Origin of the sequence: Enterobacter sp. EGD-HP1, assembly GCF_000733275.2 — a bacterium.
Classification (GTDB): domain Bacteria; phylum Pseudomonadota; class Gammaproteobacteria; order Enterobacterales; family Enterobacteriaceae; genus Enterobacter.
On the sequence record NZ_AVOP01000005.1, the window covers coordinates 87426 to 113020 of the forward strand.

Sequence of the window (25595 nt, forward strand, 5' to 3'; positions counted from 1 at the left end):
ACGTGCTGGAATAAGTATAGCCACAAAAAAACCGACGCTTTTGGCGTCGGTTTTTTTTACTTCTGTCAGTTATCCGTGAGGGCATTCTGGTAGCGATGCAGCATAAACACCAGCCGACCTACCGGCTCGGTCACCTGAGGCGGTGCCTCCCAGTGCTTGAGCTTCTCCTGGTAGATATCGAGCTCTTCAAGCAGCTGCGTAAAGTAACGACGCCGTTTATCATCGCTGCTGGCGGAAAGCACGTGATCGGCGGTAAGACGCAGCTGGCGGTGCCAGGCCGACAGATCGTCGTTGATCGGCACGGGGGCGTTACGCAGACGCTGGTGCGCGATGATCATGGTTAACGCCAGGCGGAACTTCGCGATATCGCCCGGGAACTTGTTCAGCAGCAAAAACAGCTGCTGGTAAAGCGCGGGCAGGTGGTTCTCTTTACGGCGCGCGGTGTTGGTTGTCATCGACGACACGGCAGCCGACACGAACTGGTTCAGCAGCACGCGGCCCGTTCTTGCCTGCGAGTTATCCCGAACCAGCAGTATCACCATCATGGCCAGGAAACAGCCCACCAGCTGACCTAACGCGCTGTCGAGGAACTGGCTGAAATGGAAGGTCATCGGGTTATCAAGCACGATGATGTTAATCGTACTCGCCAGCGCCCCCAGCGATCCCAGACGCCGCTTTTGCACTTCAATGCCGATAAAGAACGCCATTACCGCGAGGCTAATACAGAGCAGCAGCATGCTCTGTTGCGTCGACGGGATGATGACCAGGAAATAAAGTGCCCCTATCGGCAGAGCGGCAATGGTGCCGTAGAGGAAATCAATGGCGACCATACGCGGGTTAGGCAGACGCATCGCCAGTGCGGTCACGACGGCAATCATCACCATTGCGCCGCTGCCGGACGTCCAGCCCGTCCACAGCCAGAACAACGTGCCGAGCATGCAGGCAAGCGTCGTACGCCAGAAGTTAACCATCGCATGATGGCGCTCGGCAGATTCTGCCTTGATCACCACTTCGCCCTGCAACACTTCTTCTTCCGCCGCGCTGATTTTGGTATTCCCGATCACGCCGCGCTTCAGCAGCAGGTAGCGCGTCGCGGCGCCGACCCAGGTGTAGATGGTTACCGGCGTGTCGCGCTCCCCGGTCCAGGCGATAACCCTGCGCATACGCTTCAGCTGCTTGTGCACGTCCTGCACCGTTTCTACCGGCTCGGCGAACAGCTCGCGGAACGTATCGGTGACCACTTCCGGGCGGGTGTTCTGAATCAGATAGGTTTCACATGCCTGGGTAATCAGCGTCAGAGAGACGGTGTTGAGGGCTTTCAGGCGACGATTCGCGCGAGCCCATCGCGAGGACTCCATATTAAGGTTGCTGCGCATCCCTTCCAGCGCCTGCGTACGACGTACCAGACCGCTCCAGGCTTTATCCACCTCTTCGCTGTCGCCGTGCTTAATGCACAGCTGCATCAGCTGATACTGGGCAACAATCAGCGCATCAAGCTCACGGTCAACCTCCTGCTTGATGGAGCGCGGGGAGAAAAGCAGGTCAGCGACAATCGCACTGACAATACCAATCACAATCTCGCTGCAGCGCTCTACCGCAAACTGCGGGGCGAGCAGCGGTTCAGACTGAATGGTGATGATAATAATTAGCGCGGTATAGCCCGCCAGCCCCCAGGCGTAGGAGTTCTCCACTTTCACCAGAGACGAGATCCAGGTGCAGAAACCCGCCCAGATGCAGCAGACCATCAGCATCAGCAGCGGGGTGCGGATCATCAAAATAATAATGGTCAGCGCCGCGAAACAGCCGATAAACGTCCCGATGATACGCAGCATCCCGCGATAGCGGATCGCGCCAGAATAGGGCTCCCCGCCCGCGGCGAAGGCAGGACCCGCCGCGACAATGGCGGCCGTTAACACCGCCCAGCGAGGGGTTTCAAGCTGGAAGTGGAAGCCGACAAACAGCGCCAGCACAATGGCGCACGCCAGCTTCACGGCGAAGCGAATGTGCTGGCTGGCGATGGAAAAGATACCCATGGCGATTAACCAAACTCGCGCAGGCGGTGGGCAATTTTACGGAAGAACGAGTCCTGGCTGGCATCCCGGTCCTTTTCACCGGTGATGACCACCGTCGCCGTGGTACCCGCAGGCCACAGATTTCCCTGCTGTTCATCCAGATGGATGCGCACCGGCACGCGCTGGGCCAGACGCACCCACTCCAGGTTGGAGTCTACCGTCGCCATCCCTTTGGCATCGTTAGAACTGCTGGAGTTAGTCACCCCAGCGGCAACACTGTCGACGGTACCTTTAATGACGCGGTTGCTGCCCAGCGGCGTAATTTCCGCCCGGAAGCCCGGACGCACGCCTTCCAGCTTGGTCTCTTCCATATAGGCGAGCACGTAGAAGGAGTTCTGTTTAACCAGCGCCACGGCGGTTGAACCACGGGTAATGAATTCCCCGGCATAGACGTTCAGGTTGGTCACCCAGCCATCGGACGGCGCGCGGATCACGGTGCGTTCGAGATCGAGCTTCGCCAGATCGCGCGTTGCCTGCGCTTTCGCCAGCTGGTGCAGCACGGTTTGCAGCACGTTGTTGGACTGGTCAATCTCTTCGCGGGACATTGCCTGAACGCCCAGTTGATTACGACGGCCTGCCTCGCGGCGTTTCTCCGCAGCCAGCGCCTGGTAATAGGCCACGTCCGCTTCCGCCTCTTCCAGCGCTTTCTGGTAACGAGGCTGGTCGATGGTGAACAGGACCTGATCTTTCTTCACCAGTTGGTTATCGTGGACGTTGACCGCCGTGATAAGACCGGCCACGTCAGGGGCTATGGCCACCACATCGGCGCTGAAGCGTGCATCACGCGTCCATGGTGATTCGGTGTAATAAACCCAGGCGCGGAAAATAGCGATGAAGGCGAGGATAACCAGCGCCATCGTGATGGCAGTGCGGGAGATTTTTCTTGTTAGCGTTTTCACATCAACCTCAGACAAACATGCGCGATATCAGGTAAAACAGGCAGCAATACAGCGCGGTATTGAACAATGCAGGGTGCCAGACGAAATCGTAGATCCCGGTAGGGACCAGCACCTTGCGCACCAGCCAGAAGATCGCCAGTGATAAAAGAAGCTCGAAAAATATCGGTGGGAACGACAGACCGAACACCACGATAACGGGAAACAGACTCATGTTGACCTTGATAAGAGAGAGTGCAGGCTTCAGAATTTTTAAGCGCACGCCACCGCAGGAGAGCAAGAAACGCCGGGCGAGAATGGCGCAGCCGTTATGTAATTAATAATATATTAACGTAACTGTTATGCTGTTATCTATAATATGTGATCTAAATCACTTTTAAGCCAGAGTGAACAATGGAACGTTTAAAACGCATGTCGGTCTTCGCCAAAGTGGTTGAACTGGGCTCTTTTACCGCCGCTGCACGCCAGCTTCAGATGAGCGTCTCATCCATCAGCCAGACGGTGTCCAAACTGGAAGATGAGCTTCAGGTCAAGCTGCTCAACCGCAGTACCCGCAGCATTGGGCTGACGGAAGCGGGTAAAATTTACTATCAGGGCTGTCGCCGCATGCTGCTTGAAGTGCAGGATGTTCACGAACAGCTCTATGCCTTCAACAACACCCCCATCGGCACGCTGCGCATCGGGTGTTCTTCAACTATGGCACAAAATGTTCTCGCTGCCATGACGGCGGAGATGCTGAAAGAGTATCCCGGGCTTACCGTCAATCTGGTGACGGGTATTCCTGCGCCGGATCTGATTGCCGACGGGCTGGACGTGGTGATCCGCGTCGGCGCGTTGCAGGATTCCAGCCTGTTCTCGCGACGGCTGGGCAGCATGCCGATGGTGGTCTGTGCATCGAAAAGCTATCTGGCGCAGTACGGCGTTCCGGAGAAACCCGCCGATCTCACCAACCACTCATGGCTGGAGTACAGCGTGCGGCCCGATAATGAATTCGAGCTGATTGCCCCGGAAGGGATCTCCACCAGGCTGCTGCCGGAAGGACGGTTTGTCACTAACGATCCGATGACCATTTCGCGCTGGCTGGTGGCCGGCGCCGGGATCGCCTACGTGCCGCTAATGTGGGTGATCAACGAGATCAACAGCGGCGTGCTGGAGATCCTCTTCCCGCGCTACCAGTCCGATCCGCGTCCGGTGTACGCCCTGTATACCGAAAAAGACAAGCTCCCGCTCAAGGTACAGGTGTGTATTAACTATCTGACCGAGTATTTTGTGGACGTGGCGGAACTGTTTCAGGGGATGCGGGGAAGAAGAAAGGAATAATCGATTTAACGCCGAAAGTATATGAGTGATGAATATTTCCGGGATGCAACCCCTCTGCATTCTGGAATATTCCTTCGCCACTATCAGGAATAGCTAATTGACACTGCTGCCGCCTGCCCTTTACCTTATAAAAAGCCTGCCTTTCGGGCTGTTATTAATTTGTTGCTGATTTGAATAATAAAATGTATTTCGCAGGATGACGTTAAACAAGGAAAAGAAATGAATCTATTTGAACAAACTCCGCCTTCACGCAGGCGCTATGGACTCGCCGCGTTCATTGGTTTAATTGCAGGGATTGTCTCCGCGTTTGTCAAATGGGGAGCCGAGGTGCCGCTTCCGCCACGCAGCCCCACCGATTTATTCACCGGCGCATGCGGGCCTGAGCAATTAATAAGAGCCGCTAGCCAGATTGACTGTTCTCGTAATTTTTTAAACCCTCCCTATGTATTTTTACGCGACTGGCTGGGCGTGGCCGATCCTAACGCGGCGGTTTATACATTTGCCGGACATATATTTAACTGGGTTGGCGTGACGCATATTATTTTCTCAATCGTCTTCGCTGTTGGTTATTGTGTCGTTGCTGAAGTCTTCCCGAAAATTAAACTCTGGCAGGGTTTGCTCGCGGGTGCGTTAGCTCAGCTCTTTGTGCATATGATCTCTTTCCCGCTGATGGGTCTGACGCCACCGCTGTTTGAGCTACCGTGGTATGAACACGTTTCAGAGATCGTGGGCCATCTGGTCTGGTTCTGGTCGATCGAAATCATTCGTCGTGACTTGCGTAACCGCATCACTCACGAGCCGGATCCTGAGATACCGCTGGGTAATTTACGTTAAAAAAAAGGCGCTACATCAGTAGCGCCATTTCTTTATGCAGGGTCAGGTCAGGCTGTACCGCCCACCGTCAGGTTGTCCACTTTCAGCGTTGGCTGACCCACGCCAACCGGCAGGCTCTGGCCCTCTTTACCGCAGACGCCCACGCCGTTATCCAGCTTCAGATCGTTACCGACCATGGAGATCTGCTGCATGGCTTCAATACCGGAGCCAATCAGCGTCGCCCCTTTCACCGCTTTGGTCACTTTGCCTTTCTCGATCAGATACGCTTCTGAGGTGGAGAAAACAAACTTACCGGAGGTGATGTCCACCTGGCCGCCGCCAAAGTTTGGCGCAAAGATACCGTAATCAACGGATTCGATAATCTCCTGCGGCGTGGATTTGCCCGGCAGCATGTAAGTGTTGGTCATGCGCGGCATCGGAAGGTGCGCGTAAGATTCACGGCGTCCGTTGCCCGTCGGCGCTACGCCCATCAGGCGCGCGTTGAGTTTGTCCTGCATGTAGCCTTTCAGCACGCCGTTTTCGATCAGCACATTGTACTGGCCTGGCGTACCTTCATCGTCGATAGAAATCGAGCCGCGACGATCGAGCATGGTACCGTCATCCACCACGGTGCACAGCTCCGAGGAGACAAGCTGCCCGATCTGACCGCTGAATACGGAGGTCCCACGACGGTTAAAGTCGCCTTCCAGACCGTGGCCCACCGCCTCGTGCAACAGCACGCCCGGCCAGCCAGCGCCCAGCACCACCGGGAATGAGCCCGCCGGCGCCGCGACGGCATTCAGATTCACCAGCGCCATGCGTACGGCTTCTTTTGCCCACGCGTCAGCGCGTGCTTCACCGTCAACATCCCCCAGGAACCAGTCGTAGCCGAAACGACCGCCGCCGCCGCTTGAGCCGCGCTCGCGTTTGCCGTCGTCATCGACCTGCACGCTAATAGAGAGACGCACCAGCGGACGTACATCTGCCGCCAGGGTACCGTCCGTTGCCGCAACCAGAATCAACTCATACACACCGCTCAGGCTGGCAGAAACTTCCTGCACGCGTTTGTCCGCCGCGCGGGCAACTTTGTCCACGCGACGCAGGATATCCAGCTTCTCTTCACGGCTCATGCTCTGCAGCGGATCGATGCTGGTATAGAGCGCAGAGTGCTGCACTTCTCCCAGGGTTTTCACGCGGCCATCGCCGGTATCACGCACAATGGTCCGTGCGGCCTGCGCGCTCTGCTCAAGTGCAGTGAGGCTTATCTGATCGGCATAGGCAAAACCGGTTTTCTCGCCGCTGATGGCGCGGACGCCGACGCCCTGGTCAATGTTGTAGGAGCCATCTTTGATGATGCTGTCTTCTAAAACCCAGGATTCGTGATAGCTCGACTGGAAATAGAGATCGCCGTAGTCGAGACGGCGTTCGGTCAGTTGACCAAGAATGGAGAACAGGTCCTGATGGCTCAGGCCGTTCGCTGCGAGCAAATGTTCACTTACCAGGTTCAGACTCATCGTATTGCTACTCGTTCGTTGCCGCCCGTGGCGGTATAAAAATCGTATTTATTGAGAGTGAGGCAATTACCTGCCCACGTCAAATCATTGCTGTGCATCTTTGCGCGGCTGGCGCAGCACCTCGTTAATCTGCGGTTTATCCACCGGACCGGTAATGCGGTAGCGCAGAATGGAGACCTTGCTCCAGAGTGGACCCAGCACTTTACTGGCGGCAAACACCGCCGCACCGACTATCGGGTTCACCACAAAGGCCGCCGCAACGCCCACGCTTGCGGAAATTTCCGGCGCCACCACGGCTTCCATATCCAGCTCGCGACGCACGAGGTTGACGGAGCCTTTCATGGCGATATCCGCTTCCAGGCCATCCACCAGCGTGTCGTCCGTGTGCAGAACGCCGTCCTTGATCCACGCCGTACTGCGGATGGAATCGTAGTAGAAACCTTCGCTGAAGGTATCGCTGAAATCGAAGCGCAGCTTGCGCAGCAGCGCATCAAAACTCAGCAGGCGCAGGATCTGCCCGGCGCGCCCGGTGCTCACGTCGGCAATTTCACCTTTGCCAAAGTGAGTTTTCAGAATGCCGTTCAGCGAGGCCTCATCCGGCTTCCACGGTGCGTCACGCCAGTGAAGATCGTAATCGACGTCAAATGACGAGCCGCGCAGCGGCGTGCTGATACCAAAGAAATTGGCTGCCGCATCCAGCTTGTTGCCTTTAATGTCGCCCTTTAGGGAAGTTCGCTGCTCGCCCGGGTTATTCACCCATTCTCCTGCGGCCGTCATGCGGCCAAAACCGGTATCAACCAGGCCGCCGGAGAGCGTAAGCGTATTTGCCTGGATGGTGAAATCGCCGTCGATACGGCCATATTTCTGCCCCCACAGCCAGCACTCCGCACAGCGCAGCTGGAGATCGGGCCAGCCGCTAAAATCGATGCGGGATGTCTTACTCAACGGCGATGTCCCTGCCGGCTGGTCTTTTCCGCTCGCGCTTGCCGGGTTGTAGTAGAGATAGCGGATCGCCGCCTGCCACGGCGCGTGATTGCGCATGGTCAGCGTGCCGTTGATCTCCCTTCCCTGGGCCTCCACCTTCGTGCCGTTAGCGCCAGGCTGCGAGACAATGCTCAGGTTGTTCCACTGCTGTCCGCCCAGCATCAGAGAAGGCGTACGTACGGTAATGGCTTGCGGGAACTGGGCGGTTTCATCAACGTTTTGCCCAACGCCTTTCTGGAACAGCGCCAGCCACTCTGCACCATCCATCGGTGGGAGATTCAGCTCAATGCCCGGCTGCTCCGGCAGCGGCGGCGTGGAGCGGCTATCCGTTGTCCAGATGGCTTTGTCGAGGGTGAGTTTGCGGTTAAGCAGCCAGCGGCTGTTGAAGTGGTTTGTCCCACCCGCGCTGCCGGTCAGCTCGAAGCTGTTCAGGTTGCCATCGACGTTCAGCTTTACCGGCAGCGGCTGTCCGGCCTGTTTATCCAGCGGCGCAGGCAGCTGGCTCTGAAGGTTTTTCAGATCGCCCGTGATGTCGACCTTATACCGGGCACCCGCATGATAAGGCAGGTCGATTGCCACTTTACCCTGCCAGGTAACCGCCCCCTCCACTGATGCCTCAATTGGCTTTGGCAGGACGTCCATACGCGCTGGCTGCCAGTTGCCATCCAGATTGACGGCCACCTGATAAGCCTTTTCACCCTCGGTAGTCGTGAAGTCAATATTAACGGGCTGATTAAACCAGCTCGCCGTAAGCGGCTCGCTCTTAAGGTTACCGTTCTCAAAGCTGAACTGCCCGCTGAGATTTTTCAGCGTGCTCTCAAGGGGTTTGATGAACAGACTGTTGTTCTTCAGGCGGACATCGCCTTTGGCGGTGGTCATCTCCCCGTCCAGCGGGATATCAAGATGTAAGCGAGCATTCACATCGCCATCAAGCTGCAGCTGCTGAAGCGTCGCCGCCAGCGACTCTTTCAGCGGCGTCTCTTCAAAGTACGGTCCCACCGCTTTGCCGGGACCGTTGATGTCGGCATCAATCAGCAGCTTCTCTTTTGAGTAGTCCGGGATGTTGGCCGTCAGGTTGCTGGCCGTCACGCCGCCCAGCGCCACGCTGTCGGACTTCATCCATAGTCCGTCATTGAGGAAGTTGAGTTCGATATCCAGGTTTTTCAGCGCGGGCCAGCCGGGCTGGAACGCAAAGGTCGCGTTATGCAGCGGCACCAGCACCTGGAACTGGCCTTCATTATGTTTGTACGGGAAAAGATGCGGATTACCGCCGTAGACCAGCGTGGCATTGTCCGCCTGACCGCCCTGAATCGCGCCGCTGAGATAGTCCACCAGCGCTTTTCCCATCAGGTTTTCCGGGAAGTAGCGCCAGGCCTGAGAGCCGTCATCGGTGCTGATCCCCGCCAGAATGCCGAGCCACGGCTCATCACCTTCAGGCTGCATATAGCGGAAATCACCGCGCGCATGCACCGCTTTGGCTTTCACATCGATATGGCGGCCATCAAGCTGGAAACCCTTGTCGTTACGGAGCCAGTTAAGCACCGCGCTGCCCTGTTCGATTTCCAGCGGCGCGCGGAAGACCGTCTCGTAAGGCATTTTGGCATCGTGCATATCAACCGTCAGCCTGCCGTTTTCCACGCTGCCTTCCAGCTTGCCGCTAAAGTGCTCTGCCCCCGGCAGCAGCTTCCACTGCTTCCAGGCAAGATCTTTCCAGGTTGCCTGGAAACGGGTTTTTTCCGTCGCCTGAAGCGGGATATCCAGCGCCAGGGCGTCTATCTTCCCGCTCGGCTGCGTTGCCAGCCAGATCTCGCCCAGGTCCGGAGATATCTTTGCCGCCATCGAGCGCAGGCCTTCAATGGCAGCCAAATCGAGGTTGCTGGCGCGGATGCGCAGCTCGTCGCTGCGTTTACTGGCCGTGCCGCCGACATCCTGCTCCGGCATCCAGGCCAGCGTTAGCGCACCGCGCGGCCACGGCTTGTCGTCCATGGTGATGCGGGTATCGGGAATGGCAAACTGCCAGCCCTCTTTCTCCTGCGTCACGTGCGCGGTGAGGTTATCGACGGAAAGCTGATGCTGCTGTTTTTCACCTTTCCAGCTTGCGCCCCCCTGCTTGAGCCAGATATCGCCGCTGGCAAATTCGCCTTTGGTCAGAGTCAGCCAGCCTTCAAGGCTGAAACGGGCTGTCTCCAGCTGCATATTTTGCTGGATCCAGTCGCCCAGCCACGGCTTCACGTCCACATCATCGGCCTGAAGCCAGACTTTGCCGTTGTTTAGCAGGCCGTCATCGTCCCGCAGATCCATGCGCACCTGCATCACGCCGTGCTGGCCGTTCAGGCTTGAGAGATTAACTTGCCCTTCGGCGCGGTGCCGATCCTTGCCGTTGAGCCAGGTCAGCTGGGGGATCGCCAGTTCGGCGCGCTGGCCGGAAAGGGTAATAAAGCTCACTTCGCTGTCGCGCAGATCGAAATGATCGAACTGGCGGAGGAAAAGATCGCTGAAGCGGTTGGCCTCAAGACCCTGACCGCTATCGCCGCCAGACAGCGGCGTATTGGTCAGAAACTGGAGTTGATAAAAGGTGAGATCGCGAAACTGCCAGCGAAGATGCAGCAGGCTTTGCCAGACGTCCAGCGCCAGAGTCACGCGTTTGATTTTGAGATGGCCGCCATCTTTCAGGCTGGCGTTGATATCCCGGACATCGAGCGTCGGGCCAAAATTCTGCCAGTTAGCGCTAATCTGGCTTACATTCACCGGCACGCCGGTGGTGGATTCGATTTTAGCCAGCAGCTGCGGACGCCAGCTGTCCAGATGCGGTAATACGAGGCGTAGCCCGCTCACGAGCAACGCGACAATCACGACCAGCGTTGCCCCTGTAAGCAATAAAATCCCCGGCAATCGCCTCACGCATCTCTCCTTGTCAGCTTTTGTCACGCAGCGTACTGCGTCTTACATCATCACGACGTCAAACTGCTCCTGGTTATAGAGCGGTTCAATTTGTACTTTTACCTGTTTGCCGACAAAGATTTCCACTTCCGCCAGCGCGTGCGACTCTTCGCCTTTCAGCGCTTCAGCCACCGCAGGGGAAGCATAGACCAGAAAACGATCGGAGTCGTAGGCATGATGAACACGGACGATTTCACGCATGATTTCATAGCAGACGGTCTCAACCGTCTTTACCGTTCCGCGTCCATGGCAGGTTGGGCATTCATTACACAGCACATGCTCAACGCTTTCACGGGTACGCTTACGCGTCATCTCCACCAGCCCCAGCTGTGAGAAGCCGTTGATGCTGGTTTTCACGCGATCTTTACTCAGCGCCTGCTCAAGCGAGTGCAGCACGCGGCGACGATGGTCTTCATTACTCATATCGATGAAGTCGATGATGATAATGCCGCCCAGATTGCGCAGACGAAGCTGGCGCGCAATCGCCTGAGTGGCTTCGATGTTGGTGTTGAAGATGGTGTCATCCAGGTTGCGATGGCCGACAAACGCGCCGGTGTTAATATCGACGGTGGTCATCGCTTCGGTCTGATCGATGATCAGATAGCCGCCTGACTTCAGCTCGACCTTACGCTCCAGCGCTCGCTGGATCTCGTTTTCGACATCATAGAGATCGAAAATCGGCTGACGCCCTGAATAATGCTCCAGCAGGCCAGGCATCTCCGGAATATATTCGGCAGTAAATTCCAGCAGCGCTTCATAGGTCAGGCGCGAGTCCACGCGAATGCGGTCGAGCTGCGCGTCGGCAAAGTCACGCAGAACGCGCTGAGCAAGCGCCAGTTCACCGTAAAGCTGGTAGCGGGTCTGGTTGCGTTTTTTACGCTCCATCACCTTGGTCCAGACGCGCTTCAGGTAAGCCGCATCCGACGCCAGGTCTTCTTCGCTGATCCCTTCCGCAGCGGTACGGATGATAAACCCGCCCTGTTCATCGCAGTAGGCGCTGACCACTTTCTTCAGACGCTCGCGCTCGGTTTCGCTCTCAATACGCTGCGAAACGCCCACGTGCGACGCGCCGGGCATAAAGACCAGATAGCGGGAAGGTAAGGTGATGTCGGTGGTCAGACGGGCGCCTTTGGTACCGAGGGGATCTTTCACCACCTGCACCATCAGATCCTGTCCCTGACGTACCAGTTCAGAAATATCGCGTACGGCAAACTGCTTTTGCTCTTCGCCCGCAACGCACTCGGTGTGCGGCATGATATCGGAGGCATGTAAAAACGCCGCCTTATCCAGTCCAATATCTACAAAAGCCGCCTGCATACCCGGCAGTACACGACTGACACGACCTTTGTAGATATTGCCTACTATTCCGCGCCGCGCTTCACGCTCAATATGAATTTCCTGAAGAATGCCACCATCAATATAGGCCACACGGGTTTCCGATGGCGTTACGTTTACCAACAATTCAGCCGTCATAATTATCCCTTCCCTCACGCAGTGAGTTAAAATTGCTCAGCAACTCATACGTTTCCACCAGCGGTAAGCCGACTACGGCGTGATAGCTGCCATTAATCTTCCTGACAAAACAGCCACCCAGCCCCTGAATACCGTATGCACCTGCTTTATCCATTGGTTCACCGCTGGCAATATAAGCGGCAATGTCGTCGTCGGTAAGTACTCTGAACGTCACTTCTGTCACCACCAGGCAATCCAGCACGTGCTGGCTGTCAGCCAGCGCGACGGCCGTCATCACCTGATGCGTATGTCCGGACATTTTGCGCAGCATGCGCGCCGCATGATCGGCGTCGCGCGGTTTCTCCAGCACTTCACCGTTCAGAATAACGATGGTATCTGCTCCCAGCACGGGGAGATCGCGTGGCACACTGGCCACGCCCGCCTGCGCTTTCTCGCGCGCCAGGCGAGACACGTACTGTTGAGCGCTTTCGCCCTCAGCACGTTTTTCTTCAATGCCGGTCACGATGCGTTCAAAAGAGACCCCTAGCTGCGTCAGGAGTTCCTGACGGCGCGGGGAGCCGGAAGCGAGATACAAAGACGTCATAGAAACCTTTTATTGTACAGCAAACTGCTGGCGAACCTTCCGCATCAGCAGGAATAACCATGGCCAGAGCACACCGTTTACTACACTACTCCAGAACACTTCCGGTCGGAAAGAGACGTTGATCACTAAAAACTCTGCCCAGAAAACAACGATATCCGCCGCGAGCGACAATAACATCACCACCAGGGCCTGTTGCCAGAGCGCAAGGTTACGAAAGAGCTGGAATTTGAGTGCGACGAGGTACGCAATAATGCTCATGGACAAGGCGCGCACGCCAAGCGTAGAGCCACTAATGAGATCCAGTATGGCACCCATCACGAAACCTGTGCCGACATTTACGCGATGCGGCAGGGCAAGGATCCAGTAAAGTAAAATGAGCAATACCCAGTTTGGCCGGAAAACGAGAATGTCATCCGGCCAGGGCATCACTTGGAGTAACAGTGCGATGAGAAACGAGAGCCAGATGACCCAACGTCCCTGGCTACGATAACTTGCCACTACTGCCCTCCCGAAGAGAGTTTAGGCGGTGGTGGCGCATCCGGCAGCGGCTGCGTTAACCCTGTTGCCGGTGCCGGTACTGGCGCAGGCGGCCCCATGGAATCCGCAGGCGGGAGAACCTGCGGCATCATCTGCATCAGGCGCTCGTTTGCTACGCGATGCACCTCTTCAGGCGTCATCGGATTAGCACCGTTACGATCGGCGCCCCACAGCAGCAGCAGATAGCGCAGACGCTGCAAACCGGCGGTTGGACGCGCCTGAATCACGGTATAGGCACGCTGAGTATCCAGCTTAACTGAAGAGACCACCGCAACCGGATAGCCTTCAGGGAAGCGTCCACCCAGGCCAGACGTCACCAGCACGTCGCCCACGCGAATATCCGTGTTAGCCGGCAGGTGTTCCAACTGCAGGTCGTCCGTACAGCCGTTACCGGCCGCAATCACGCGAATATCGTTGCGCAGAACCTGGATCGGCAGCGCATGTGTGGCATCGCAAATCAGCAGCACGCGGCTGGTCAGTTTGGCCACGGCAACAACCTGGCCCACTACGCCTTTATCACTGATAACAGGCTGACCTTCATACACCCCGTTCACGCTCCCTTTGTCGATCACAACCTGATCGCTGTAGGGGTCGTTCACGGTGGAGATCACCTGCGTGACCATTTTCTGCTCATCCTGACGCAGCGGCGAGCCGAGCAGTTCACGCAGACGCGCGTTTTCCTGCTTGTATTGCCCCAGCATCAGCAGTTCGCTGTTTTTCAGCAGCAGTTCCTGACGTAAGGCCCGGTTTTCGAGTTCGAGTTGGTCGCGCGAAGACAGCGTTTGAGAAACGGAGTCGAGCAGTTCACGGGGACCATTTGAAACAAAGTAGAAAGGACTGACTGCGGTATCCATGTACGTTCTGATCTGGCTGAACGTACCGAGGCGGCTATCGGCAATAATGACCCCAAGCGCAACCAGAACCGCCAGAATGAGGCGAAACTGTAGCGATGGGCCACGGCTAAAAATTGGCTTCATAGGCTATGCGTATTCTCGCGTCAGAGAGAAAGGGTAGCAAATTGCTACCCTCTCAAACTCGACTACTCTTCGCTGAACAAATCGCCGCCGTGCATGTCGATCATTTCCAGCGCCTTGCCACCACCACGGGCGACGCAAGTCAGTGGATCTTCTGCAACTACGACAGGAATACCTGTCTCTTCCATTAACAGGCGGTCGAGGTTACGCAGCAGCGCACCACCACCGGTCAGAACCATACCGCGCTCGGAGATATCGGACGCCAGCTCTGGTGGACACTGTTCCAGCGCAACCATTACCGCGCTCACGATGCCCGTCAGTGGTTCCTGCAGTGCTTCCAGAATTTCGTTGGAGTTCAGGGTAAAACCGCGTGGAACACCTTCAGCCAGGTTACGACCGCGAACCTCGATCTCACGCACTTCATCGCCCGGATACGCAGAGCCGATTTCGTGTTTGATACGCTCTGCGGTGGCTTCACCGATCAGAGAGCCGTAGTTACGGCGCACATAATTAATGATGGCTTCATCGAAGCGGTCACCACCAATACGTACGGAAGAGGAGTACACCACGCCGTTCAGAGAGATAACGGCCACTTCAGTAGTACCACCACCGATATCCACCACCATAGAACCGGTAGCTTCGGAAACAGGGAGGCCAGCACCGATGGCCGCAGCCATTGGCTCTTCAATCAGGAACACTTCACGTGCACCTGCACCCTGGGCAGATTCACGGATTGCGCGACGTTCTACCTGGGTTGCGCCAACCGGCACACACACCAGAACACGCGGGCTTGGACGCATGAAGCTGTTGCTGTGAACCTGCTTGATGAAGTGCTGAAGCATTTTTTCAGTCACGAAAAAGTCGGCGATAACGCCGTCTTTCATTGGGCGAATGGCGGCGATGTTGCCAGGGGTACGACCCAGCATCTGCTTCGCGTCATGACCCACTGCGGCCACGCTTTTCGGCGAGCCTGCACGATCCTGACGAATGGCCACAACAGAAGGCTCATTCAATACGATGCCTTGTCCTTTTACATAAATAAGGGTATTCGCGGTACCCAGGTCAATGGACAGGTCATTGGAAAACATGCCACGAAATTTTTTCAACATACTAAGGGATAATCCTGAAAGCTGGGGCGGAAAACAAAATCCGCTTACTTTACCAACCACACGCAGCAGCGACAAGGCGCAAAAATCATCTGCAACGGTGAAAATTTGTGCAGTACGTTTCCTGATGTTACAAAATCATCCCCTGACTCCCTCAGGGCTGAGTAAACAGTAGCGTTCCCCACTGACGTTTGTAACCCGTTAAAGGTCGTTCACTGGCTTTTTGCTCGACATACTCAAAGCTACAGGCGCGATATTCTACGTGAAAACAGCGTAAACGGCAGGTCAAACAGAGTATCTTTGCAAATATTTTTTCACGTTGGTGTCAAGCGGTTGAGAGGCAGCAAAAAAATCCCCCTGACCACCCATCACACCACGCTCTGTTAACATCTGCCATTCGCTTCTGGAGCGCACGCCTGCGGCAAATACTTGTGTTCGCGTTCCCTTGCATGCTTCGACCAGACTCTGAACCAGCAGCTGGTTTTCCGTCCGCTTCTCAATATTCCTTACCAGCCCCGGATGTAGCTTTAATAACTCCACATCCAGCTCCTTGATCCAGTTGGTACTGACCAGGGTCAAACCTGCCTGCGTCACCGCGACACGCGCACCAAGCGCATTGATCAAACGTACCACCGGACGTAACCGGCTGATGTGTTGACCTACGTCGGCCTCAGCAAGTTCAAAAATAATGTGTTTGCGTTGCGATTTTTCGCATTGCATTAATGTATCACGTAGCCAGCGCTGAAAACGTGGGCGTATTAACGACTCCACGGTGACCTGTAACGCCAGGTTTTCTTCAGGCCAGAAGGATAAAAACGGAATCAGCCGGGTAATTTGCTGGCGGTCATACTCTTCGGACAGGCCAAATTGCAGCACCATCGGCAGATATTCCGCCGAGATAACCTCTTCCGTGCCGTCAAAAATACGACACATCAGTTCACGATGATGAACGTTGCCGTTTTTCATCACCGCGGGTTTTTGATAAATACGTGGCCCGCCGCGGCTAAGCATTTGCTCAATCAGCGTCCGCCAGCGCACGTTGCCGCGCCCTTTTTCCGGCAGCGAGTCATCATAAACCGCCCACCCGTTCGCCCCCTGCAACACGGCGTTGCGGGTAGCGGCTTCCGCATGCTCCATCACCTGCTCCGTGGATTGCCCGCCACGCCAGGCGCAGATCCCCATGTGGACCATGTCGTCTCTGTCGAGCATTTTGCTCTGCGGCAGTGCATCCACCGCCTTCAGCAGCTGGCTGGCGATGCTCTCCGATTCCTTCAGCGTACGATGCGGCAACAACACGGCAAAGTCGCTGCGGTGATAGCGGGCCAGCAGCGCGCCCGGGTAGCGCATAATAAAGGTGGAGAGCAGGTTGATCAGCGTAAAGAGGTTTTCTTCCGCGACCCGCTGTCCCCAGGTGTCGCGCAGGAGATCGAAATCGGGCAGGCGAATCATCATCACTACCCCGTGTGTCCCCACTTTTTCTGAATCGTCGAGCAGCGTGGCGAGCTGATTATCAAAGAAAAGACGGTTGTTAAGGCCGGTTTTATTGTCCTGCGCCGCATAAGAGCGGATCAACGTATCCATACGGCTGCGCTGGTCGCTGGCAAACTGGATTTCGGAGAGCAGGGTATCCAGCGCGCTGCTGGCGCGTGACGGCCACTCGTGGACGGAACCACGGACCTGTGGGCCGCGTTCACCGTTAAGGATCCGCACAGAGCGCATCTCCAGCAGCTCCTGACCGGAGAGCTGGCGGCGCAGCCAGCGAACCGCGAGAAAGATCAGCAGGACGATAAACGCAACGGCGACCGTGAGCGGCGCGGTGGTCATCATGGAACGGAAGTAGCTCGCCATCGGATCGAGGTAGACCATGTGTATAGTCATCCCCGGATTTTTGAGGGAGTGCACCGTCACTTCCCGGTACTGGCTCACCACCCCCGCTGGACGGTAACTTCCCTGACGTTCATGGCTTAAAACGCGATGCTTTCCCTGCTGAATGTCGATCTGGACAATATCAACAGGTACCATCAACTCATCGAGCTCGCGGGACAGCGCCGGCAGCGGCGTCGTCAGCAGACGCGTATCAATCACCGATGCGACAGACTGTACCCGGTTGACCAGCTTGTCCTGAATGGCGTTGTAAAAGCTCAGCGAGCAGCCCAGAAGCGTGACAAAAATGGTCAGCCCCGTCAGCAAGGTGATAAAAGCCGAGAACTTCGTCGTTAATCGCATCCTTGAGATTACTCCGTGGGTTGATGGGGGTAGCGAGTAAGCGCTAACTTGCATTTCAAATGCGGCATACTACCAAATCGGGTGTATCTGGCAATTTATTGCGTTAAATCGGCACTGCGTTTCCCTGAGCGAGTATAGTCTTCAGAAATTATTTTCCAATCATCTGAGTCGAGAGGACCCCGTATGCAGGCTTTGATCTTAGAACAGCAGGATGGCAAAACGCTTGCCTCAGTGCAGGCGGTAGAAGAGAGTCGCCTGCCGGAAGGCGAAGTAACCGTCGACATCGACTGGTCCAGTTTAAATTATAAAGATGCGCTGGCGATTACCGGTAAGGGTAAAATCATCCGAAATTTCCCTATGGTGCCAGGTATTGATTTCGCTGGCCGGGTTCATACCAGTGAAGATCCGCGTTTCCACGCGGGCCAGCAGGTGCTGCTTACCGGCTGGGGCGTAGGTGAAAATCACTGGGGCGGGCTGGCAACGCAGGCGCGCGTGAAGGGCGACTGGCTAGTGCCAATGCCGAAAGGTATGGATGGCCGCAAGGCGATGATTGTCGGCACGGCAGGTTTTACTGCCATGCTGTGCGTAATGGCACTGGAAGATGCAGGTATCCGCCCTGAGTCGGGTGAAATTGTCGTCACCGGCGCCAGCGGCGGCGTGGGCAGCACGGCGGTCACGCTGCTGCACAAGCTGGGTTATCAGGTCGCTGCGGTTTCCGGCCGTGAAAGTACCCATGACTATCTGCGCCAGCTCGGCGCCAGCCGCATTCTGAGCCGCGACGAATTTGCCGAAACCCGTCCGCTGGAAAAACAGGTCTGGGCAGGGGCGGTGGATACCGTCGGTGATAAGGTGCTGGCAAAAGTCCTGGCGCAGATGAACTACGGCGGCTGCGTGGCAGCCTGCGGTCTGGCGGGCGGATTTGCCCTGCCAACCACCGTGATGCCATTTATTCTGCGTAACGTACGACTGCAGGGTGTGGATTCCGTGATGACCCCGCCGACCCGTCGTCATGAAGCCTGGGAACGACTGGTGCGCGATCTGCCTGAATCTTTCTATACCCAGAGCGCAACGGAGATAACCCTGAGCCAGGCACCGGAATATGCCAGTAAGATCATGGACAACCAGTTCCACGGTCGCGCGCTGGTGAAAATCGCCTAATCTTCAAATTTTCGTGACATATTCGCGCGAATCCCTCTCCTCCGTCATGCTTAGGAAAACGCATGACGGAGGATGCCATGAAAAACCGAAAACTGACGGAAGCCGACGTAACGTCTGAGTCTGTCTTTATGTTACAGCGCCGCCAGATCCTGAAAATGCTTGGCATCAGCGCCACTGCCCTGACGCTCTCTCCGGCGGCGCACGCCGACCTGCTCGACTGGTTTAAAGGCAACGATCGGCCAAAGGCCCCTTCCGGTGCCCCGCTCACCTTTACGAAACCCGCCCAATGGCAAAACAAACTGACGCTCACGCCGGAAGATAAAGTCACCGGCTACAACAACTTCTACGAATTTGGGCTCGATAAGGCCGATCCTGCCGCGAACGCGGGAAGCCTCAAAACCGATCCGTGGACGCTGAAGATTGATGGCGAAGTGGCAAAACCCCTGACGCTGGACCACCACGATCTCACCACCCGTTTTCCCCTCGAAGAGCGAATCTATCGCATGCGCTGTGTGGAGGCCTGGTCGATGGTGGTACCGTGGGTTGGCTTCCCGCTGCATAAACTGCTGGCGATGGTTGAACCCACCAGCAACGCAAAATATGTCGCTTTCCAGACGCGCTATGCGCCGGACGAAATGCCCGGGCAGAAAGATCGGTTTATCGGCGGCGGGCTTGAGTATCCGTATGTGGAAGGGTTGCGCCTCGACGAAGCCATGCATCCCCTTACCCTGCTGACCGTCGGCGTTTACGGTAAGGCGCTCCCGCCGCAGAACGGTGCCCCCATCCGTTTAACCGTTCCATGGAAATATGGTTTCAAAGGGATTAAATCTATCGTCAGCATTAAGCTTACCCGCGAACGTCCGCCAACCACCTGGAATCTGGCGGCTCCGAACGAATACGGCTTCTTTGCCAACGTGAATCCGCATGTGGATCATCCGCGCTGGTCGCAGGCAACCGAGCGGTTTATCGGTTCAGGTGGAGCGCTGGACGTAAAGCGTCAGCCGACGCTGCTGTTTAACGGCTATGCGGATGAAGTGGCCTCGCTTTACCGTGGTCTCAATTTACGGGAGAACTTCTGAGTGCGTTTAACGGCAAAACAGATTACCTGGCTGAAAGTGCTACTGCACCTGGCCGGGCTGCTTCCTTTTATATGGCTGTTCTGGGCCGCAAGCCAGGGACTCTTTAGCGCAGACCCGGCGAAGGATATCCAGCATTTTACCGGTCGGATGGCTCTGAAATTTTTGCTGGCCACCTTGCTCGTCTCGCCGCTGGCGCGCTACGCTAAACAGCCCTTATTGATACGCACCCGTCGCCTGTTAGGGCTATGGTGTTTTGCCTGGGCGACGCTGCATCTCACTAGCTATGCCCTGCTGGAACTGGGAATTAACAATCTGGCGCTGCTTGGCCGCGAACTGGTGACACGTCCTTATCTGACGCTGGGTATCGTGAGCTGGATGGTTTTACTGGCGTTAGCGCTCACATCCACGCAATATGCTCAACGAAAACTGGGCAGGCGCTGGCAACTGCTGCACAACTTCTTCTATCTTGTCGCGATCCTCGCCCCCATTCACTACCTGTGGTCGGTGAAGATCCTCTCCCCGCAGCCGGTCCTTTATGCACTGGCGGCCGTGGCGCTTTTAGCATGGCGTTACAAGAAGTTCCGCCAGTGGTGGCGATAGTTCGCGAAACTGTGCGTTTTCCCGCAGATTCCCCGTCAACCGCAAATCTTTTTCGGATAGCGGTTGATTATCTTCCCTGATAAGACCAGTATTTAGCTGCTAAATGCTACGAAATCGTTATAATGTGCGACCTTGGTTCGCCTGACAGCGGTTTTAAGCCTCTGAAAAGGTGACATTTGCGCTTCGACGGTATATTTTGTTTTTTACCAGAGAATCGCAGGAGATAGCGGCATAATGACTGATAAATTCCATATCTTAGTTTTGAACGGACCGAACCTGAACATGCTCGGCACCCGTGAGCCAGAGAAGTACGGCACGCTAACATTGGGTGAAATTGTTAACCGTCTGGGAACGGAAGCAGCGTCACTGAATGTGGATTTGGATCATTTTCAGTCAAATGCGGAGTACGCACTCATCGACCGTATTCATCAGGCTAAAGACAATGTGGACTATATCCTGATCAATCCGGCCGCGTTTACGCACACCAGTGTTGCTATCCGCGACGCACTGCTCGCGGTGAGTATCCCGTTTATCGAGATCCACCTGAGTAACGTGCACGCCCGAGAGCCGTTCCGCCACCACTCGTATCTGTCAGATATCGCTGCTGGCGTTATATGTGGACTGGGCGCTGACGGCTATTCATACGCTTTACAGACAGCGGTAAAACGCTTGTCACAATCACACTAAACAAGAGTACGGAACCCACTCATGGATATTCGTAAGATTAAAAAACTGATCGAGCTGGTTGAAGAATCAGGCATCTCCGAACTGGAAATTTCTGAAGGCGAAGAGTCTGTACGCATCAGCCGTGCAGCCCCAGCCGCTAGCTTCCCGGTAATGCAGCAAGCTTATGCTGCGCCAGTGCAGCAGCCTGCGCTCTCCGCAGCCGTTGCGCCAGCAGCTGAAGCCGCACCTGCCGCTGCAGCAGAAATCAGTGGTCACATCGTACGTTCCCCAATGGTTGGTACTTTCTACCGCACCCCGAGCCCGGACGCGAAGGCGTTCATCGAAGTGGGTCAGAAAGTCAACGTAGGCGATACCCTGTGCATCGTTGAAGCGATGAAAATGATGAACCAGATCGAAGCAGACAAATCAGGTACTGTGAAAGCGATTCTGGTCGAAAGTGGTCAGCCGGTTGAATTTGACGAGCCGCTGGTCGTCATCGAGTAACGAGGCGTACATGCTGGATAAAATTGTTATCGCCAACCGCGGCGAGATCGCACTGCGTATTCTTCGTGCCTGTAAAGAACTGGGCATCAAGACCGTCGCTGTGCACTCAAGCGCGGATCGCGATTTAAAACACGTATTGCTGGCGGATGAGACGGTCTGTATTGGCCCGGCTCCGTCCGTAAAAAGCTATCTGAACATCCCGGCTATCATCAGCGCCGCTGAAATCACCGGCGCGGTGGCAATTCATCCGGGTTACGGCTTCCTCTCTGAGAACGCCAACTTTGCTGAGCAGGTTGAACGCTCTGGCTTCATCTTCATCGGCCCGAAAGCCGACACTATCCGCCTGATGGGCGACAAAGTGTCTGCGATCACCGCGATGAAAAAAGCCGGCGTTCCAACCGTACCAGGCTCTGACGGCCCTCTGACAGACGACATGGATGCTAACCGTGCTCATGCTAAACGCATTGGCTACCCGGTTATCATCAAGGCGTCCGGCGGCGGCGGCGGTCGCGGTATGCGCGTTGTGCGCAGCGATGCTGAACTGGCGCAGTCCATCTCCATGACCAAAGCAGAAGCGAAAGCCGCTTTCAGCAATGACATGGTGTACATGGAAAAATACCTGGAAAACCCACGCCACATCGAAATTCAGGTGCTGGCTGACGGTCAGGGTAACGCGATCTATCTGGCAGAACGTGACTGCTCCATGCAGCGTCGTCACCAGAAAGTGGTCGAAGAAGCACCAGCACCGGGCATTACCCCAGAGCTGCGTCGCTACATCGGCGAGCGTTGCTCCAAAGCGTGTGTCGATATCGGCTATCGCGGTGCAGGTACCTTTGAGTTCCTGTTCGAAAACGGCGAGTTCTATTTCATTGAAATGAACACCCGTATTCAGGTTGAACACCCGGTTACCGAAATGATCACCGGCGTTGACCTGATCAAAGAACAGCTGCGTATCGCTGCAGGCCAGCCGCTGTCCATCAAGCAGGAAGAAGTTGTGGTGAAAGGCCATGCGGTAGAGTGCCGTATTAACGCCGAAGACCCGAACACCTTCCTGCCAAGCCCGGGTAAAATCACGCGTTTCCACGCGCCGGGTGGCTTTGGTGTGCGCTGGGAGTCTCATATCTACGCCGGTTACACCGTACCGCCGTACTATGACTCAATGATCGGCAAGCTTATCTGCTACGGCGAAAACCGTGACGTGGCGATTGCCCGCATGAAGAATGCCCTGCAGGAGCTGATCATCGACGGTATCAAAACCAACGTTGATCTGCAGATGCGTATCATGAGCGACGAGCACTTCCAGAATGGTGGAACCAACATCCACTACCTGGAGAAAAAACTCGGTCTTAACGAGAAGTAAGACTGCTCTCACGCGAAAAGGCCGGATTATCCGGCCTTTTTTATTTCTGGGGTCAGGAAAGCCTCATCATGTACAATCCCCGCTTTCTTCATCCACAAGGGACAAAAAATGGACAAACGTTTTGTTCAGGCCCATAAAGAAGCGCGCTGGGCGCTGTGGCTGACCCTTCTCTATCTCGCAGCATGGTTAGTGACTGCTTACTTACCAGACTCCGCTATGGGCATCACCGGCCTGCCACACTGGTTCGAAATGGCCTGCCTGCTGGTACCGCTGGTGTTTATCGTGCTGTGCTGGGCAATGGTCAAATTCATCTATCGCGATATTCCGCTGGAGGACGATGATGCAGCTTGAAGTGATTCTGCCGCTTATCGCTTACTTGTTGGTGGTGTTTGGTTTATCCGTTTACGCCATGCGAAAACGCACGACAGGCACGTTTCTGAACGAGTATTTCCTCGGCAGCCGCTCAATGGGCGGCGTGGTGCTGGCCATGACGCTGACCGCGACCTACATCAGCGCCAGTTCGTTTATCGGTGGACCGGGCGCAGCCTATAAATACGGGTTAGGCTGGGTGCTGCTGGCGATGATTCAGCTGCCTGCCGTCTGGCTCTCGCTGGGTATACTGGGAAAGAAATTTGCCATTCTGGCGCGCCGTTATAATGCCGTGACGCTCAACGATATGCTGTTTGCCCGCTATCAGAGCCGTTTACTGGTCTGGCTGGCCAGCTTAAGCCTGCTGGTGGCCTTTATTGGCGCAATGACGGTGCAGTTTATCGGCGGGGCACGCCTGCTGGAAACGGCGGCCGGGATCCCCTACGAGACGGGCTTGATCATCTTCGGAGTCAGCATTGCGCTGTATACCGCGTTTGGCGGATTCCGCGCCAGCGTGCTGAACGATACGATGCAAGGCCTGGTGATGCTTGTTGGCACCCTTGTTCTGCTGGTGGGCATTGTGCATGCTGCAGGTGGCCTGAGCCACGCCGTCGAAACACTGGAAGCCATCGACCCGAAACTGGTCTCTCCGCAGGGCGCGGATGACATTCTTTCGCCAACCTTTATGACCTCGTTCTGGGTGTTGGTGTGCTTTGGGGTCATTGGCCTGCCGCATACCGCCGTGCGCTGTATCTCTTATAAAGACAGCAAAGCCGTGCACAGAGGTATCATTATCGGCACTATCGTCGTCGCAATCCTGATGTTTGGTATGCACCTGGCGGGCGCATTAGGTCGGGCAGTTATTCCTGACCTTACCGTACCCGATTTGGTCATCCCAACCCTGATGGTTAAAGTGCTGCCGCCATTTGCAGCCGGGATCTTCCTCGCCGCACCGATGGCCGCCATTATGTCGACCATCAACGCTCAGCTGCTGCAAAGTTCCGCTACGATCATTAAAGATCTCTACCTGAACCTGCGTCCTGAGCAGGCAGAGAATGAACGGCGCCTGAAGCGCATGTCGGCCGTTATTACCCTGGCGTTAGGGGCTTTGCTGCTGTTAGCCGCGTGGCGACCGCCGGAGATGATCATCTGGCTGAACCTGCTGGCATTTGGTGGGCTTGAAGCGGTATTCCTGTGGCCGCTGGTGTTAGGGCTCTACTGGGAGCGCGCGAATGCCGCCGGTGCGCTGAGCGCGATGATTGTCGGCGGCGTGCTTTACGCCGTCCTTGCAACGTTTAAGATTCAGTACCTGGGCTTCCATCCGATTGTCCCTTCGTTACTGCTAAGTTTACTGGCGTTTGTGGTGGGGAACCGTTTCGGTCAGCCCGCGCCACAACCCGCTATGATTTCTACTGATAAATAAAGAGTTTTGCCATGCCGTGGATCCAACTAAAACTGAACACAACCGGCGCTAACGCCGAGGAACTGAGCGATGCGCTGATGGAGGCCGGCTCGGTCTCTATCACCTTCCAGGACACGCATGACACGCCGGTCTTTGAGCCACTGCCGGGCGAAACCCGCCTGTGGGGTGATACCGACGTTATTGGCCTGTTTGATGCCGAAACCGATATGAAAGAGGTCGTCGCGATTCTGGAGAATCATCCTCTGCTGGGCGCGGGTTTTGTGCACAAAATCGAACAGCTGGAAGACAAAGACTGGGAACGCGAATGGATGGATAATTTCCACCCGATGCAGTTCGGCAAACGTCTGTGGATCTGCCCAAGCTGGCGCGACGTCCCGGATGAGAATGCGGTCAACGTGATGCTCGACCCGGGTCTGGCGTTTGGTACCGGCACTCACCCCACCACGTCCCTGTGCCTGCAGTGGCTGGATGGTCTGGACCTGGACGGAAAGACAGTGATCGATTTCGGCTGTGGATCCGGGATCCTCGCGATTGCAGCCCTGAAGCTGGGCGCGGCAAAAGCCATCGGGATCGATATCGATCCGCAGGCGATTCAGGCCAGCCGCGATAATGCCGAGCGTAACGGCGTCTCCGATCGTCTGGAGCTGTATCTGCCGGATGCTCAGCCAGACGCCATGAAAGCCGATGTGGTGGTCGCAAACATTCTGGCGGGCCCACTGCGCGAGCTGGCCCCGTTAATCAGCGTGCTGCCCGTTGAGGGCGGTCTGCTCGGGCTTTCCGGTATTCTGGCAAGCCAGGCTGACAGCGTGTGTGAAGCCTACGCCGATCTCTTTGCTCTTGACCCGGTAGTGGAAAAAGAAGAGTGGTGCCGCATCACCGGCCGTAAAAAATAAGCATTTGGCGTGGTCATCTGACCACGCCTTTCCTCCTCTGATAATCCTCTCTCCCCAGGTTATTCTTCGGTAAAATAACCATACAAATCATGTTGATTTGTATTA

22 protein-coding genes are annotated in these 25595 nt (G+C 56.0%); 11 read left to right on the forward strand and 11 right to left on the reverse strand.

Going from position 1 to position 25595, the window contains the following annotated elements:
• Window positions 1-65 precede the first annotated feature (65 nt).
• From aaeB to aaeX, 3 genes are read right to left on the reverse strand one after another with little or no spacing between them, the layout of a single operon-like run.
• Window positions 66-2033 carry a p-hydroxybenzoic acid efflux pump subunit AaeB gene (gene aaeB, locus N037_RS06320; protein ID WP_023333633.1) on the reverse strand — a complete coding sequence of 656 codons (1968 nt, stop codon included), beginning with the start codon at window positions 2031-2033 and terminating at the stop codon, window positions 66-68.
• A gap of 5 nt (window positions 2034-2038) precedes the next feature.
• Complete coding sequence (gene aaeA, locus N037_RS06325) at window positions 2039-2971, reverse strand: p-hydroxybenzoic acid efflux pump subunit AaeA (protein WP_023333634.1); 933 nt, start codon at window positions 2969-2971, stop codon at window positions 2039-2041.
• Between the two features lie 7 nt (window positions 2972-2978).
• Entirely contained in the window at window positions 2979-3182 is a 204-nt protein-coding gene (aaeX, locus tag N037_RS06330; RefSeq protein WP_003860416.1) for a p-hydroxybenzoic acid efflux pump operon protein AaeX, read from the reverse strand.
• Window positions 3183-3361: 179 nt separating this feature from the next.
• On the opposite strand from aaeX, the gene aaeR reads away from it, so the two are divergent.
• Together aaeR and N037_RS06340 are read left to right on the forward strand one after the other, a co-directional pair.
• The gene (gene aaeR / locus N037_RS06335; RefSeq protein WP_032639750.1) at window positions 3362-4288 is read left to right on the forward strand and encodes an HTH-type transcriptional activator AaeR; all 927 of its coding nucleotides are present in this window, start codon (window positions 3362-3364) and stop codon (window positions 4286-4288) included.
• A 219-nt stretch (window positions 4289-4507) separates the two neighbouring features.
• The gene (locus N037_RS06340; RefSeq protein ID WP_032639752.1) at window positions 4508-5122 is read left to right on the forward strand and encodes a YagU family protein; all 615 of its coding nucleotides are present in this window, start codon (window positions 4508-4510) and stop codon (window positions 5120-5122) included.
• 47 nt (window positions 5123-5169) lie between these two features.
• Here N037_RS06340 and tldD read toward each other — a convergent pair whose 3' ends face one another.
• The 8 genes from tldD to csrD all read right to left on the reverse strand — a co-directional run bounded on the left by tldD (window position 5170) and on the right by csrD (window position 17438).
• On the reverse strand, window positions 5170-6615 hold the full coding sequence (gene tldD / locus N037_RS06345; protein WP_023333636.1) for a metalloprotease TldD: 1446 nt from the start codon (window positions 6613-6615) through the stop codon (window positions 5170-5172).
• An 84-nt stretch (window positions 6616-6699) separates the two neighbouring features.
• A complete protein-coding gene (gene yhdP, locus N037_RS06350; RefSeq protein WP_032639755.1) occupies window positions 6700-10500 on the reverse strand; it encodes an AsmA2 domain-containing protein YhdP in 3801 nt (1266 codons plus the stop codon).
• 42 nt (window positions 10501-10542) lie between these two features.
• Window positions 10543-12012 (reverse strand): ribonuclease G, encoded by a 1470-nt coding sequence (gene rng, locus N037_RS06355; protein WP_010436156.1) that lies wholly within the window; start codon window positions 12010-12012, stop codon window positions 10543-10545.
• Window positions 12002-12595 carry a Maf family protein gene (locus tag N037_RS06360; RefSeq protein WP_032639757.1) on the reverse strand — a complete coding sequence of 198 codons (594 nt, stop codon included), beginning with the start codon at window positions 12593-12595 and terminating at the stop codon, window positions 12002-12004. Before N037_RS06360 ends, rng begins: the two co-directional genes overlap by 11 nt.
• Window positions 12596-12604: 9 nt before the next feature.
• Entirely contained in the window at window positions 12605-13093 is a 489-nt protein-coding gene (gene mreD / locus N037_RS06365) for a rod shape-determining protein MreD (protein ID WP_023309399.1), read from the reverse strand.
• Entirely contained in the window at window positions 13093-14109 is a 1017-nt protein-coding gene (gene mreC, locus N037_RS06370) for a rod shape-determining protein MreC (RefSeq protein WP_023309400.1), read from the reverse strand. The genes mreD and mreC overlap by 1 nt, the downstream gene beginning before the upstream one ends.
• A 62-nt stretch (window positions 14110-14171) precedes the next feature.
• On the reverse strand, window positions 14172-15215 hold the full coding sequence (gene mreB, locus N037_RS06375) for a rod shape-determining protein MreB (RefSeq protein ID WP_000913396.1): 1044 nt from the start codon (window positions 15213-15215) through the stop codon (window positions 14172-14174).
• 282 nt (window positions 15216-15497) lie between these two features.
• On the reverse strand, window positions 15498-17438 hold the full coding sequence (csrD, locus tag N037_RS06380; RefSeq protein ID WP_023333639.1) for an RNase E specificity factor CsrD: 1941 nt from the start codon (window positions 17436-17438) through the stop codon (window positions 15498-15500).
• Between the two features lie 183 nt (window positions 17439-17621).
• Between csrD and acuI the strand changes: the two genes are divergently transcribed.
• The 9 genes from acuI to prmA all read left to right on the forward strand — a co-directional run bounded on the left by acuI (window position 17622) and on the right by prmA (window position 25490).
• Window positions 17622-18596: an acrylyl-CoA reductase (NADPH) gene (gene acuI / locus N037_RS06385; protein ID WP_032639759.1), complete on the forward strand. Its 975-nt coding sequence runs from the start codon at window positions 17622-17624 to the stop codon at window positions 18594-18596.
• Between the two features lie 77 nt (window positions 18597-18673).
• The gene (gene msrP, locus N037_RS06390) at window positions 18674-19675 is read left to right on the forward strand and encodes a protein-methionine-sulfoxide reductase catalytic subunit MsrP (RefSeq protein WP_023333641.1); all 1002 of its coding nucleotides are present in this window, start codon (window positions 18674-18676) and stop codon (window positions 19673-19675) included.
• Window positions 19676-20275, forward strand: a complete 600-nt coding sequence (msrQ, locus tag N037_RS06395) for a protein-methionine-sulfoxide reductase heme-binding subunit MsrQ (RefSeq protein ID WP_032639761.1) — start codon at window positions 19676-19678, stop codon at window positions 20273-20275.
• 234 nt (window positions 20276-20509) lie between these two features.
• Window positions 20510-20962, forward strand: a complete 453-nt coding sequence (gene aroQ, locus N037_RS06400; RefSeq protein WP_023333643.1) for a type II 3-dehydroquinate dehydratase — start codon at window positions 20510-20512, stop codon at window positions 20960-20962.
• Between the two features lie 21 nt (window positions 20963-20983).
• On the forward strand, window positions 20984-21445 hold the full coding sequence (gene accB / locus N037_RS06405) for an acetyl-CoA carboxylase biotin carboxyl carrier protein (protein WP_010436174.1): 462 nt from the start codon (window positions 20984-20986) through the stop codon (window positions 21443-21445).
• Between the two features lie 10 nt (window positions 21446-21455).
• A complete protein-coding gene (gene accC, locus N037_RS06410) occupies window positions 21456-22805 on the forward strand; it encodes an acetyl-CoA carboxylase biotin carboxylase subunit (RefSeq protein WP_023333644.1) in 1350 nt (449 codons plus the stop codon).
• Between the two features lie 108 nt (window positions 22806-22913).
• A complete protein-coding gene (locus N037_RS06415; RefSeq protein WP_023333645.1) occupies window positions 22914-23156 on the forward strand; it encodes a YhdT family protein in 243 nt (80 codons plus the stop codon).
• A complete protein-coding gene (gene panF / locus N037_RS06420; protein WP_032639763.1) occupies window positions 23146-24597 on the forward strand; it encodes a sodium/pantothenate symporter in 1452 nt (483 codons plus the stop codon). Before N037_RS06415 ends, panF begins: the two co-directional genes overlap by 11 nt.
• Before the next feature lie 11 nt (window positions 24598-24608).
• A complete protein-coding gene (gene prmA, locus N037_RS06425) occupies window positions 24609-25490 on the forward strand; it encodes a 50S ribosomal protein L11 methyltransferase (protein ID WP_032639765.1) in 882 nt (293 codons plus the stop codon).
• Window positions 25491-25595 lie beyond the last annotated feature (105 nt).